At 67.9% G+C, this 13,886-nt stretch carries 10 protein-coding genes; 6 read left to right on the forward strand and 4 right to left on the reverse strand.

All coding sequences use genetic code 11. The features are described 5' to 3' along the window. Positions 1–12: 12 nt before the first annotated feature. The 4 genes from ASE96_RS01100 to ASE96_RS01115 all read left to right on the forward strand — a co-directional run bounded on the left by ASE96_RS01100 (position 13) and on the right by ASE96_RS01115 (position 7,329). Positions 13–2,097, forward strand: coding sequence for a PhoX family protein (locus tag ASE96_RS01100; RefSeq protein WP_056424797.1), 2,085 nt, complete (start codon positions 13–15; stop codon positions 2,095–2,097). A 236-nt stretch (positions 2,098–2,333) separates the two neighbouring features. Beyond that, a complete protein-coding gene (gene argS, locus ASE96_RS01105) occupies positions 2,334–4,130 on the forward strand; it encodes an arginine--tRNA ligase (RefSeq protein WP_200912966.1) in 1,797 nt (598 codons plus the stop codon). Then, on the forward strand, positions 4,127–5,848 hold the full coding sequence (gene menD / locus ASE96_RS01110; RefSeq protein ID WP_056424801.1) for a 2-succinyl-5-enolpyruvyl-6-hydroxy-3-cyclohexene-1-carboxylic-acid synthase: 1,722 nt from the start codon (positions 4,127–4,129) through the stop codon (positions 5,846–5,848). The genes argS and menD overlap by 4 nt, the downstream gene beginning before the upstream one ends. A gap of 527 nt (positions 5,849–6,375) precedes the next feature. Then, a complete protein-coding gene (locus tag ASE96_RS01115) occupies positions 6,376–7,329 on the forward strand; it encodes a type IV toxin-antitoxin system AbiEi family antitoxin domain-containing protein (RefSeq protein ID WP_056424804.1) in 954 nt (317 codons plus the stop codon). 114 nt (positions 7,330–7,443) lie between these two features. Here the strand turns inward: ASE96_RS01115 and ASE96_RS01120 are convergent, their stop codons facing one another. The 4 genes from ASE96_RS01120 to ASE96_RS01135 form a co-directional block, all read right to left on the reverse strand. Next, positions 7,444–8,247 carry an amino acid ABC transporter ATP-binding protein gene (locus ASE96_RS01120; protein WP_056424807.1) on the reverse strand — a complete coding sequence of 268 codons (804 nt, stop codon included), beginning with the start codon at positions 8,245–8,247 and terminating at the stop codon, positions 7,444–7,446. 11 nt (positions 8,248–8,258) lie between these two features. Continuing rightward, entirely contained in the window at positions 8,259–9,050 is a 792-nt protein-coding gene (locus ASE96_RS01125; RefSeq protein WP_056424810.1) for an amino acid ABC transporter permease, read from the reverse strand. Positions 9,051–9,147: 97 nt separating this feature from the next. After that, positions 9,148–9,951 (reverse strand): ABC transporter substrate-binding protein, encoded by an 804-nt coding sequence (locus tag ASE96_RS01130; RefSeq protein ID WP_056424812.1) that lies wholly within the window; start codon positions 9,949–9,951, stop codon positions 9,148–9,150. A 173-nt stretch (positions 9,952–10,124) separates the two neighbouring features. Beyond that, complete coding sequence (locus ASE96_RS01135; RefSeq protein ID WP_056424814.1) at positions 10,125–11,597, reverse strand: isochorismate synthase; 1,473 nt, start codon at positions 11,595–11,597, stop codon at positions 10,125–10,127. Between the two features lie 87 nt (positions 11,598–11,684). Here ASE96_RS01135 and ASE96_RS01140 point away from each other — a divergent pair, with 87 nt between their 5' ends. Further along, the gene (locus tag ASE96_RS01140; RefSeq protein ID WP_235500064.1) at positions 11,685–12,470 is read left to right on the forward strand and encodes a demethylmenaquinone methyltransferase; all 786 of its coding nucleotides are present in this window, start codon (positions 11,685–11,687) and stop codon (positions 12,468–12,470) included. Positions 12,471–12,482: 12 nt separating this feature from the next. Then, positions 12,483–13,877: a geranylgeranyl reductase family protein gene (locus ASE96_RS01145; protein WP_056424820.1), complete on the forward strand. Its 1,395-nt coding sequence runs from the start codon at positions 12,483–12,485 to the stop codon at positions 13,875–13,877. Positions 13,878–13,886: the final 9 nt, after the last annotated feature.

The following is a 13,886-nucleotide window of genomic DNA, read 5'->3' on the forward strand; positions in this document are numbered from 1 at the left end:
GAAGGTCTCTCCATGTCTGTCTCCTCCGGACGCAAGTTCTCCCTGCTCCCCATGCTCGGCCACACCAAAGGCAAGCGGAGCCCCGTCACCTGCGCACTCAAGTGCGACAACGCCTGCTCCGGCGAGGTCTGCAACACCAGTTCGAACAGCTACTTCCGGGACATCGCGTCCGCCACGATGTCGCGCCGCGCGGCCTTGGGCTTCGGCGCGGCCGGGGCGCTCGCCGTCGCATTCGGAGGGGCCGTGACGTCGGCGGAGTCCGCCGCGGCCGACGGCGGCCCCGGCCTGTCCGCGGCAGCCAAGAACGGCTTCGGCGCGTCCAAGCTCCGGTTCGCCGCCATCGCCCCGGTGGACGCCGCCGTCGACGCCTTCACCGTTCCGGAAGGCTTCACCTGGCAGCCCGTGATCCGCTGGGGCGACCCCATCTTCAACGATGCCCCGGACTTCGACCTCGGCAACCAGAGCGCTGCCGCGCAGGCCCGGCAGTTCGGCTACAACAACGACTACACCGACATCCTCGAGCTCCCCGGCAGCAAGGGCCGCCGCGCGGTGCTGTTCACCAACCACGAATACACGAACGAGACCATCATGTTCCCGGCTTCGCTGCCCGCCGCGGATGTCCGGGCGATCGGCGCCGCGGCCCACGGGCTCTCCGTGGTGGAGCTGGAACGCAAGAACAAGAACAAGCCCTGGAGCTACATCAAGGGTGCCAAGCTCAACCGCCGCTACCTGAACAACACGGCCTATGAGCTCACCGGCCCGGTGGCCGGCTCCCCGCTGGTCCGCACCAAGGCGGACCCGGCGGGCCGCACCATCCTCGGCACGCTGGGCAACTGCTCCGGCGGCACCACCCCCTGGGGCACCATCCTTTCCGGCGAGGAAAACTTCAACGGGTACTTCGTCGCGCCCGGCACCTCCGCCGAAGACAAGCGCTACGGACTCACCAACAAGCCCACGGCCCGGCAGTGGGAACTGGACGATCCGCGGTTTGATACCCGCACCGCGGGCTACGAAAACGAGGCCAACCGCTTCGGCTGGATCGTGGAGGTCGACCCCTTCGACCCGACGTCGACGCCGAAGAAGCACTCCTCGCTGGGCCGTTTCAAGCACGAGGGCGCCAACGTGATCGTGGCCGAATCCGGGCATGTCGTGGCCTACTCGGGCGACGACGAGCGCTTCGACTACCTTTACAAGTTCGTCTCCGCCGGCAAGTACCGCGAAGGCGACCGCAAGCACAACATGACGCTGCTCTCGGCCGGGGACCTGTACGTAGCCCGGTTCGCCGGCAATTCCCCGGCGTCCGAGATCACCGGCACCGGCACGGTCCCGTCCGACGGCGGATTCGACGGCACCGGCGAATGGCTGCCCCTCGTCGTCGGCGGGAAGTCCTGTGTGACCGGGATGTCCGTCGAGGAAGTGCTCGTGTACACCCGCGTGGCTGCCGACAAGGTCGGCCCCACCAAGATGGACCGCTGCGAGGACGTGCAGCCCAGCCTGCACACCGGCAAGGTCTACGTCGCCTGCACCAACAACTCGGACCGCGGCAAGATCGGCAAGGAAAGCGCCACCGAGGTCAACCCCCGCAACGAAAACCGCGACGGACACATCGTGGAAATCACCGAGACCGGCGACCAGACTTCCACGGCGTTCACCTGGAACCTGCTGATGGTCTGCGGCGATCCCGCGCAGGGCGATGTCACCTACTTCTCCGGCTACCCGGTGGACAAGGTCTCGCCGATTTCCTGCCCGGACAACCTCGCGTTCGACTCGGTCGGCAACCTCTGGATCTCCACCGACGGCGCCCCCTCCGGAATCGGCAAGGCCGACGGGCTGTTCAAGGTCACCCTCGACGGCGCCGAACGCGGACGCGTCGAACAGTTCCTCGCCGTCCCGCGCGACGGGGAGACCTGCGGGCCCATCATCCACGACCAGGAACGCACCGTCTTCGTCTCCGTGCAGCACCCGGGCGAGGACGGCACCTTCGATGCACAGCTGTCCTTCTTCCCGGACTACGTTCCGGCCGGGGCGACGCCGGCGCGTGGCCAGGCGCGCGCCCCGCGCCCGTCGGTGGTCCAGGTCTTCCGCACCGACGACTAGCTCCTTCCTGACGCTCCCTCACTTTTCGGGGCTTGTCGGGTGACGCTCCCTCACTTCCTCTTGCTTGACGGACAGGACGTGGGGGAGCGTTCCTCTTGTAGCGGCAAGATCTGAGGGAGCGTTCGTCTTGTGGCGGCCAGATCTGCGGGGGCGTTCCGGAATTGCCCACCGGATGTGAGGGAGCGTCGGGGGTTGGCGGAACTGATAATTTGAACAGTGTGAATAATCCGGCCGAAATGGTTGTCCCCAGAGTCCAGGCAGCAATTGCCAGCGCGTTCGGCGAAGAGTACCGCGGGACGGATCCCGTGGTCCGGCCCTCGCAGTTCGCGGACATCCAGATCAACGCCGCCATGGCGCTGGCCAAGAAGGTCGGCCTGCCGCCGCGGGACGCCGCCGCCCGGATTGTCGAGGCCCTCGACCTGGACGGGATCTGCACCGCCGTCGAGATCTCCGGACCCGGCTTCATCAACCTGACCTTCGACGGGACGTGGATCGAAGAGCTGCTCAATGCCGAGTCTCCCGGCGTCCAGGCCGCGCCGCCGGCGGAGGCCCAGCGCGTCGTCGTCGACTATTCCTCCCCTAACGTTGCGAAGGAAATGCATGTCGGCCACCTGCGCACCACGGTGGTGGGGGACAGCCTCGTGAAGGTTTTCGAGGCGCTGGGGGACACGGTCATCCGGCAGAACCACATCGGCGACTGGGGCACCCCGTTCGGCATGCTGATCGAGCACTGGCTGGAGGTCGGCGAGGATTCCCCTGAAGCGGCACTGCTGGTTGATGACCCCAGCGCCTTCTACCAGGCCGCCCGCGCCAAGTTCGACGCCTCCGCCACCGACGAGGAAGGCTTCGCCACGCGCGCAAGGCTCCGCGTGGTGGCGCTGCAGGGCGGCGACCAGGAGACGTTCGCCGTCTGGCAGCGGCTTGTGGCCCAGTCCAAGCGCTACTTCAACGCCATCTACTCCATGCTGGGGATCAGCCTCACCGACGACCACATCGCGGGCGAAAGCTCCTACGACGCCCATCTTGCACAGCTGTGCCAGGAACTCGAGGACCGCGGCATCGCCCGGATCAGCGACGGCGCCCTGTGCACCTTCCCCGCCGGATTCACCGGCCGCGACGGCCTCCCGATGCCGCTCATCATCCGCAAGTCCGACGGCGGCTACGGCTACGGCACCACGGACCTCGCCACCATCCGCTACAGGGTCCGAGAGCTCGAGGCCAACCGCGTTCTCTACGTCGTGGGCGCCCCGCAGAACATGCACCTGCGCATGGTCATGGCCACGGCCCGCGACGCCGGCTGGCTGCCGGACACAGTGGAAGCCGTGCACGTCCAGATCGGCAACGTGCTGGGGGAGGACGGGAAGATCCTGAAGTCCCGTTCCGGTGCCCCGGTCAAACTGATGGCCCTGCTGGAAGAAGCCGTGGACCGCGCCCGCGCCGTCATCGACGCCAGCCGGCCCGAACTCACGGAGGACGAACGCGCCGTGACCGCCCGTCAGGTGGGCATCGGCGCAGTCAAGTACGCCGACCTCTCCGTCGGGCACGACACTGAATACGTTTTTGACTTCGACCGGATGCTGGCCCTGAGCGGCAACACCGGTCCCTATGTGCAGTACGCCGCCGCGCGGATCCGTTCGATCCTGCGCAAGGCCGGGGTGCTTGAGCAGCACACGGCTGCAACCGGTGCTGCCGGAACCAACGCGGCCGGGACCAACGCGGCCGGGACCGACAGCGACGGCGGCACGCCGGCGACGGTGATCGCCGTCGTCGAACCCGCCGAACGCGCACTGGCCCTGCACCTCCTTGAGTACGGCGCCACGCTGCACAAGGTGCGCGAGGTGCTGGAGCCGCACCGGCTGTGCACGTACCTGTTCGAACTTGCGCAGCTCTTCACGTCCTTCTACGACCAGTGCCCGGTGCTGAAGTCCGAGGACTCGGTCCGGGAATCGCGGCTGGCCCTCTGCGCCCTGGTCCTGCGCCGGCTGTCCGAGGGACTGGACCTCCTCGGCATCGAGACGCCGGAGAACATGTGAGCGCAGGGGAGCTGAATGCGGAGGAGCTGAGCGCACTGGATTCCGCGCGGATCGCAGTCGCCGCCCTGCTGCTTGAAGGAGTGCGCTACGTGGTGGTGGCACCGGGCTCGCGTTCCGCCCCGATGGCCTATGCCCTGGCCGAAGCCGACGCCGCCGGACGGGTCGAACTGCTGGTCCGGATCGATGAACGGGATGCCGGCTTCACGGCGCTAGGGCTGGCACTGGCCACCGGGGCGCCCGCAGCCGTCCTCACCACCTCGGGAACCGCCGTCGGGAATCTCCTGCCGGCCGTGATGGAGGCCAACCACGCCGCGGTTCCGCTCGTGGTGGTCTCGGCCGACCGTCCGGAGGAACTTCGGGGGACGGGCGCCAACCAGACCACGGTGCAGCTGGACCTGTTCGGCGAGCACGTCCGCTTCGCCGCCGACGTGCCCGCCGGCAGTGACCCGCGGCGCGCCGTCGAGACCGCCCTCAGCGCAGCCACCGGGGCCTTCGAGGACACCCCGCCCGGGCCGGTGCAACTCAACCTGGCCTTCCGCGACCCCCTCGTTCCCGCCCCCGGCGACCAGCTGCCGCCCGAGTCCGGCCGCCGGGTGTACCGCGCGCCCCGCGGCCCGCTGGCCCTCGATTTCCCGCCGGCCTCTCCCGGCCTGCCGGAACGGCGCACCGTGGTGCTCGCAGGGCACGACGCCGGGCCCGTAGCCGAGGCCTTCGCCCGCGCACACGGCCTGCCGTTGCTGGCCGAGCCGTCCTCCAACGCGAGGTTCGGGCCGAACGCGGTGGGACCGTACCGGATTGTCCTCGACGCGTTCGGTCCGGAGTCGGCGCAGCCCATCGAGCGGGTGGTGCTCTTCGGGCGGCCCACCCTCTCGCGCCCGGTGAGTGCCCTGCTGGCCCGCGCCGACATTCCCTCCGCCCTGTACCAGCCGGTGCCCGTGGCCTGGTACGAGCCGGGCCGCCGCACCGAACTCCCGCTAGACAACCTGGGGGACCTGGCCGATTTCGCCGGCCGGGGCTCCGCGGCGTGGCTGGATGCCTGGCTCCTGGCCGGGGCCGCCGCCCAGCACGCCGTTGACCAGGTGCTGTCCGGCTCCGCCGCGGCCACCGGGCCGGCGGTCGGCGCCCTCGTCTGGGAACATTCCCGCGGCCAGCTCGTGCTCGGCTCGTCCAACGGCATCCGCGACGTCGACCTCGCCGGCGCGCCCGCTCCGGAGCCGGGCGCCGTCGTCTTCGCCAACCGCGGTCTCTCCGGGATCGACGGGACCCTGGCCACCGCCACCGGCATCGCCTTGGGCGGCCGGCAGGAAACCACGGTGCTGCTGGGCGACGTCACGTTCCTGCACGACGCCGGCGGGCTGCTCCTCGGCGCGGGGGAAGAGGAACCTGCGTTGCGGATCGTCGTCCTCAACGACGCCGGCGGGGCCATCTTCGGCCTGCTGGAACACGGCGCCGTCGAGGCCGCGGGCCGGTACGGAACCGCCGTCGAACGCCTCTTCGGCACCCCGCATGGTGTGGACCTTGCGGCCCTCGCGGCAGCCTACGGCGTCGCGCACCGTGCGGTCAGCACGACGGCGGAGCTCGCCGCGGCGCTGGCGGAGCCGTGGCAGGGGCGCAGCATCATCGAGGTGAGGACGGAGCGGCACGGGCTGCGGGAGCTGCACCAGCGCGTCCGGGCAGCCGTGGGTGCTGCCGTGGCCGGAGTCCTCGCCGCGGAATAGTCCCTCGCCGGGAAATCGCTACGGAAACGGACAGCCGCTACGTGGATCCACGTAGCGGCTGTCCGAATACGCCGCGGATGCTTGCTTCCGGGTGAGGGATGCCGACGTTCTCCTAGCAGTGCGCCGCGCGAAGTGCCCTGGGACGCGTCTTGCACCTGGCGACGCTCTTCTACCTTGGCGCGGCGCTAATTTCCCTGCGCGCCCGTATACCTGCCGCGTCAGGGCTTTCGCGCCGCGCAGAACGGGAACCGCGTCGCACATCTGGCCCGTCCACGAGGGAACGTGCCGGCCGACGCGTATCGCACCTGGCGATGCGCTCTCAGCTTGGCGCTCCGCAAATTGCCGTGCGCGCCCGTATACCCGCCGCGTCAGGGCTTTCGCGTACCGCACAGCAGGAGGCGCGTCGCGGAGCGGGAACGAGGGTCGCGCGGGGCGCGGCCTGGTCGCACAACGTGAACCGCGTCGGGTTGTCCACATGGTGCGGCTGGGGGATAGAGTCGCTGCCGCGGGGCTGGCACCTTCGTTCCATGAACGAGCTCCCTACGTTGATCCTTGCCCGCGAGCACATCCAGCAGGGCCTGACGCCCAAGGAGCTGGCCAGCCGTTGCCGCTCGGGCTCGCTGGTCCGGGTGCGGCGGGGTGTTTATGTCGACGGCGGCGCCTGGCGGGCCTTGAACCCCTGGGAACAGTACCGGGTCCGGGTCAGTGCAGCGGCCGAGACCTTCGTTGCTCCGACGATCTTTTCATGGCACTCCGCAGCGTCGGTCTGGCGCATTCCGACCGTCGGAATACAGCAACCGGTGCATGCACTGACGCTGCAAAACGACGGCGGACGCTCTAGGGCGGGGGTGGTGCGGCACTACGTCCCACCCGCCGGAATGAATTGTGTCCGGCGGGACGGGCTGCTGGTGACCGGGCGAGTTCGTACCGTGCTGGATCTCGCGGCCTTCTCACCGTTTGCCGAGGCAGTAGTGCCCGTGGACCATGTGCTCAAAGCGGACGCTGCGCAACGTCTTCCGGCCCTCTCTAAGGAGCAGCTCTTGGCCGGAATCGAGGGCAATTACACCGCGGCAGCCTCGAAGCGGATCCGGGCGGCCGTGGAGTTCGCTGATCCGCGGTCCGGATCTGCCGGCGAGTCATACAGCCGGGCCATCATGTGGATGGCCGGGTTCGAAGCGCCGGAACTCCAGCACGAGGTGCGTGATGTCTTAGGACTCGTCGGTTACACGGACTACTACTGGGACGGCGTGCGCGTGGCTGGCGAGTTCGACGGAGTCGAAAAGTACGTCAGGCCCGAATACCTCAAGGGCCGGACCGTCTCCCAGGCCGTCGTCGACGAGAAGGAACGGGAGAATCGAATCAGGGCATTGGGAAACGGCGTGGTCCGCTGGGTCTGGGCCGATCTGATGGCAGCCGGGCAACTCGAAAGGAAGCTGGCAGCGGCGGGAGTGCCCCGTCGTCGTGCGCGGTCTGCCCGGTGACTGCGATGCGCAATCGGACCCAGGAGGCGCAAAAGCCCTGGCGCTACCGGAATACGGCAGCGTCAGGGCTTTTGCGGGTCGCCCGGCGGAATCCGCCGCGCAGGCGTGCGGAAGCTACTCCGCGATGTCGATGTGCGTCGGGTCGAGCACCCGGCGGAGGAATTCCTTGGTGCGGGCATGGGTGGGGGCGCTGATGACCTGCTCCGCCACACCTTCCTCGACGACGACGCCGCCGTCCATGAACACCACACGGTCGGCAACCTCGCGGGCGAAGCCCATCTCGTGGGTCACCACCAGCATGGTCATGCCCTCCTTGGCCAGGTTCCGCATGACGGCCAGCACGTCGCCCACGGTCTCAGGGTCCAGGGCCGAGGTGGGCTCGTCGAACAGCATCAGCTCGGGGTCCATGCTGAGCGCGCGGGCAATGGCCACCCGCTGCTGCTGGCCGCCGGAGAGCTCGTCAGGGAAGCGGTCGGAAAGGTGTCCCAGGCCCACCCGCTCCAGATTCCGCATCGCCACGGCCGAGGCGTCCGCCTGGCTGCGCTTGAGCACCTTGGTCTGCGAGATGGTGCAGTTGCCCAGGGCGCTGAGGTGCGGGAAGAGGTTGAACTGCTGGAAGACCATGCCCACCTTGCGGCGCATCTTGTCGATGTCCACATCCGGGTCGGTTGCCTCGAAGCCGCCCACATGGACGCTGCCCACGTTGGGCTGCTCCAGCAGGTTGACGCAGCGGAGCAGGGTGGACTTGCCGGAGCCGGACGGGCCGATCAGGCACACCACCTCGCCGGGCTTCACCTCGAGGCTGATGCCCTTGAGTACTTCGTTGGATCCGTAGGACTTACGGAGATCCGTGATGGACACGCCGGCGGCCTTCACGGCCCCGCTGCGGTCATCGGCGTTCTGTACGACGTCGTTCATGACTGTCCTGCCTATCGCTTCGTCCGCGCGGAGCGGCTTTCGAACTTCCGGGCCAAGAGGCTCAGCGGGATGGTGATCACCAGGTAGAAGGCGCCGGCCACGAGCAGCGGCGTGAGGCCCGCACCCAGGCTGGAGATGCCGTCGCGGCCGAACTTCGTCAGCTCGTACTGCGAGGCGGTGAGGCCCAGCACGTAGATGAGTGAGGAGTCCTTGGTCAGGAGGATGACTTCGTTGGTCAGCGGCGGCAGGACGATCCTGAACGCCTGCGGGATGACAATCGAGATCATGGCCCGCCACTGCGGCATGCCCAGCGAACGGGCGGCCTCCATCTGGCCTTTGGGCACAGCCTGGAGTCCGGCGCGCAGGGTTTCGGCGATGTAGGCGGCCGCCACCATGCCGAGCGAGATCATGGCCACCACGGTCACGTTCCAGGAGACTCCGAAGGCCAGCGGGACGCCGTAGCCGAAGGCGATGAACACCAGCAGGGCCGGGATCCCGCGGAAGAACTCGATGTAGCCCGTGGCCAGCCAGCGGTACAGCGGGAAGGAGGAGAGCTTCATAAGCGCCAGCAGCAGGCCGCCGGACAGGCCCACCATAAAGCCAAGGGCCGTGTAGATCAGGGTGTTCTTGAGGCCCACAAGGATGATGTCCGGGAACATCGGGCCAATCTTGCCGAAGTTGAAGACGCTGGTGCTGATGGTCTCCCAGTCCGTGGCCAGGATCAGGGCAACCATCGCCACCACAAAGATTCCGGCTTGGACGTACAGGCTGACTCTGGCTCGTTGACGTGCGGTCATTGCCATGGTGTTCTCACATTCGTTTCGCGCACGTGAGGCCCCGTACGGACTGTTCTACAGCGGTACGGGGCCTCAACTGCGTAGGTCTCAGGCCGGGTGCTGGCTACTTGGCGGCTTCGCCGAACCAAGTGGTCTCGAACTTCTTCAAGGTGCCGTCATCGGTCAGGCGCTTGAGCGTGCTGTTGACCTGGGTGGCCATCGCGGTGTTGCCCTTCTTGATGGCGATGCCGAGCTGCTCGCCGGTGGTGAAGTTCTCCACGCGCTTGAACTTGGGGTCATCCTTGACGGCGTAGGCGAGGACGGACTGGTTGCCCAGGGCGGCGTCAATGGTGCCGGCCTGCAGGGCCTGGACCAGGAGGCCGGTGTCCTCGAACTGCTGGGCGTCGAGGCCCTTCTCGGCGGCGAACTTGGCGCCGGTGGTCGCCTGCTGGACGCCCACCTTCTTGCCCTTGGCGCTCTCCAGGTCCGTGATCCCGGAAGCCTCGCTGGCCACGAGGGTCAGGTCGTCGTCCATGTACGGGTCAGAGAAGTCCATGACCGACTTGCGGGTGTCCGTGATGGAGACGGAGGAAATGGAGACGTCGCACTGGGTCAGTGCGGTACCGGTCTCGATAGCCTCGAAGGAGCTGTCCACAACGTTGAGTTCGGCCTTCAGGTCCTTGGCCACCTCTGCCGCGATGTCCATGTCGAAGCCGACGATCTTGCCGTCCTTCTGGAATTCGAACGGCTCGTAGGGAACGTCCGAGCAAACGGTCAGCTTGCCGGCGTTGATGAGCTGCACGCCGCCCTCTGAGGTGGCTGCGGGGGTGGAACTGCCACCACAGGCCGTGAGCGTGAGAGCGCCGGCGGCGAGGATTGCGGCTGCCTTGGCGGCCAACTTTGCCGAGGCGAGGGACTTGAGCTGCATGGTTTCTTCCCTTTTGTTGCAGGTTATTGCAGGAGCAGGCGTGACTAAATCGGCTTATAGTGTATCGCCGAATACGAGATGTGCATCACAGGAAACTTAGTTTCACCATTGGATAACTATTCTCGAGACTAGCGCAAGGTGAAACGGCCGGAACATGTCTCCTATCCCGGACTCTAGCTGTTGATGCCGAGGGACTCCAGCATCGGCCGGAACTTCGCCCAGGTCTCCGCGAGCTCAGCTTCCGGGACGGAGCCCTCGACGACGCCGCAGCCGGCATAGAGCCGCACCGTCGTCGGGGACTCGATAACGGCGCCGCGCAGCGCGATGCCCCATTCCCCGTTGCCGGCCGCGTCGAGCCAGCCGACCGGTCCGGCGTAGGGTCCGCGGTCCAGGTGTTCCAGTTTGCGGATCAGGGCGCCGGCAACAGCGGTCGGTGTGCCGCAGACCGCTGCCGTGGGATGCAGGGCGTTGATCAGGGCGAGACACGTGGGGACATGGCCCTCCACCTCGGTCAGCTCAGCCTTCACGTCCGACGCGAGGTGCCAGACGTTGGGCAATTCCAGGATGAAGGGTTCGCTGTGCGCATTCATCGCTTCCGAGAACGGCGCCAGCTGGGTGGTGAGGGATTGGATGGCGATGTCGTGTTCGTGCCGCTGCTTTTCGGACCCCGCCAGCACCCGTTCCGCGAACTCCAGCGGCGAGCCGTCCATGCCGTCGGCGTCGCGGCGGTCCAGTGTGCCGGCCAGGACGCGGGCCTGCGCGGTGCGGCCCTCCACCTGGATCAGCATTTCCGGCGTGGCGCCCACCAGTCCGTCGACGCCGTAGGTCCAGCATTCGCGGTACCGCGCGGACAGCTCGCGCAGCACCTGGGCGGCATTCACGCCGGTGGGCAGGGTCGCCACGATGTCCCGGGCCAGCACCAGCTTCTCCAGCGCCCCGGACCGGATCTCTTCGACCCCGGAGGCGACGGCGGCCATCCAGTCTTCCTCGCCCAGCGATCCGGTGTGCAGCGTTGCCCCGGCGGCCAGTGGCAGGGGGCGGACGACGGCGCGGCCCGCCTGCACGGTGGTCGTGCCCGCCGCACCCCCGGCTGCACTGAAAGCGGTGCCGTCCCCGGCCGAGTCGGCGCCCGCCCCGGAGCTGTCAACAAAAGAGCCGTCCGCCAGGGCGCCGGCGCCGGCCAGGGCACCAGCCGCAGAGCCGCCGTCAATCCATTGGGTGAGTGCCGCGCGCGCGCCGGCCTCGGTGAGTTCGACGTCGTCGAACGTCAGCTGGGTGAGCCAGGCCGTGCCGTCGCGCAGTCCGACGACGATTTCGGGGACGATCAGCCGCGACGCGTGGGCGGAGGCTTTGGAGAAGGCGAAGGAACCGAACGCGACCGGGCCGGTGCCGGGCCGTTCCACCGCGTCCTCAATCTCGGCCTCAAGGACCAGATGGCGCCACCAGATGTCTGCCTCGAGGAAACGCTCGGGTCCCGTGGCGGTAAACCGGGCCACTTCGCCGAAGCCGACCAGGCCCGCTTCGCGGCGGGTCCAGCAGAGCAGGTCGTCACGGACCAGAAACGACGGCAGCCCCCCGGGAAATGATTCTGCATCGAGGGGCACTGTAAGTGTTCTGATAATTCTGGTACGGAACGCGCTGGTCATAGTGAGATAACACTACTCCCGCGCCCACCGGACTCCCTGCTCAGGGCGTGGTTCGTGGGTGTGCCGAACATTTGAGACAATGTCAGGGTGAACCGAGCATCCTTGGATAAGCGTCCGGACGAAGTAGCCACGATGTTTGACGACGTCGCCCCTAAATACGACGTCGTCAACGATGTCCTGTCGATGGGGCAGACGCGGCGTTGGCGCAAGGTTGTGGTCGAAGCCATGGATGTGAAGGCGGGCCAGCGGGTCCTTGACCTCGCCGCCGGCACGGGCACTTCCAGCGAACCGTATGCCGACGCCGGCATCGACGTGATCGCCTGCGACTTCTCGCTTGGCATGCTCAAGGTCGGCAAGCGGCGCCGCCCCGACATCGACTTCATCGCCGGTGACGCCACCCGCCTGCCGTTCGCGGACAACACCTTTGATGCCAGCACCATCTCCTTCGGCCTGCGCAACGTCAACGAGCCGAAGAAGGCCCTCGCCGAGATGCTGCGGGTCACCAAGCCCGGCGGCAAGCTGGTCATCGCCGAGTTCTCCCAGCCCGTGGTGCCGCTGTGGCGCACCATGTACACCGAATACCTCATGCGCGCGCTGCCCGCGATCGCCGTCAAGGTCTCCTCCAACCCGGATGCCTACGTGTACCTCGCCGAGTCCATCCGCGCCTGGCCGGACCAGGACCACCTCGCGGCCTGGCTCCAGGAAGCCGGCTGGGACAACGTCACCTACCGCAACCTCAGCGGCGGCATCGTCGCCGTGCACCGCGCCGTCAAGCCCGGCGCTGAGTCCGACCCTGCCGCGGGTGCGAAGGCACTTGCAGCCCACACCGGACCGGTGGCGAGGCTGCGCCGCAACACCCGGCCCGCCCGTTAGTCCATCGCCGCCGTGAAAGTACTGATTGTCGGGGCCGGTCCGGCCGGGTCCACTGCCGCCTACTACCTGGCCAACGCAGGCATCGACGTCACGGTGCTGGAAAAGACCAGTTTCCCGCGCGAAAAGGTCTGCGGCGACGGGCTCACCCCCCGCGCCGTCCGGGAGATCCAGAAACTTGGACTGCCCCACCCCGAAACGGAGGGCTGGCGCCGCAACAAGGGCCTGCGCCTGCTGGCCGGCGGACGCAGCATCGAGCTGCCCTGGCCCGAGGTCTCCGACTTCCCGCAGTACGGACTGATCCGGACCCGGCTCGGGTTCGATGAGGAGCTGGCCCGGCACGCCCGGTCCGCGGGCGCCGTCGTGCTGGAACGGCACAGCGTCACCGAGGCGCTGCACTCCGAAGATGGCCGGGTGACGGGCGTCCGCGCCGCCCTGCTGGACGAGTCCGGCCGCAAGACCGGCGAAACTCGGGACTTCACCGCCGACGTCGTGCTCGCCGCGGACGGAAACTCGACCCGCACCGCCGTCTCGCTGGGGATCCGGAAGCGCGATGACCGGCCGCTGGGCGTCGCCGTCCGCACCTACTTCACGTCGCCGCGGCACGACGACGACTGGATGGAAGGCTGGCTGGAGCTTCCCGGCCGCGACGGCAAGCTGCTGCCCGGCTACGGCTGGGTGTTCGGCGTCGGCGACGGCACCTCCAATGTGGGCCTCGGCATCCTGAACTCGTCCAAGGAATTCGGCAAGCTGGACTACAAGCAGGTCCTGCGCGAATGGACCGCTGGCATGCCCTCCGAGTGGGGCTTCACCCCGGAGAACCAGGTCGGCGAGATCCGCGGCGCCGCGCTGCCCATGGGCTTCAACCGCACGCCGCACTACTCGCCGGGCCTGCTGCTGCTCGGTGACGCCGGCGGCATGGTCTCCCCGTTCAACGGCGAAGGCATCTCCTATGCCATGGAGTCCGCACGTTTCGCTGCCGAATTCATCATCGACGGCGCCGCACGCTCGGCGTCCGCCGGCTGGGCCAAGGCCGACGCCGATGCGCACCTCTCCCGGTACGCGGACTACGTGCGGGACCAGTGGGGTTCGCACTTCACCCTGGGCCGCGCGTTTGCCGCCCTGATCGGCAAGCCGGCCGTGATGAAACTGGCTCTCCGGACGGGCATGCCCATCCCTGTACTCATGCGGTTCGTGGTGCGGTTGCTGGCCAACCTGACCGACCCCGCGGCCAAGGGCTTCGAGGACCGTGTCATCCGGGTGCTGGAATCGTTGGTCCCGGCGACGTCCAACCAGGCCCTGCCCAACGCGGCCCCGTCCAACCAGGCTCCGTCCAACCGGGCTGCGTCCGACGCGGACGCGTCTTCGCACTCCGGCGCCAACTCCGCGGTTTCCGCAACAAAAAGTTAGGGTTAACCC

Origin of the sequence: Arthrobacter sp. Leaf69 (genome assembly GCF_001422645.1) — a bacterium.
Taxonomy (GTDB): Bacteria; Actinomycetota; Actinomycetes; order Actinomycetales; family Micrococcaceae; genus Arthrobacter.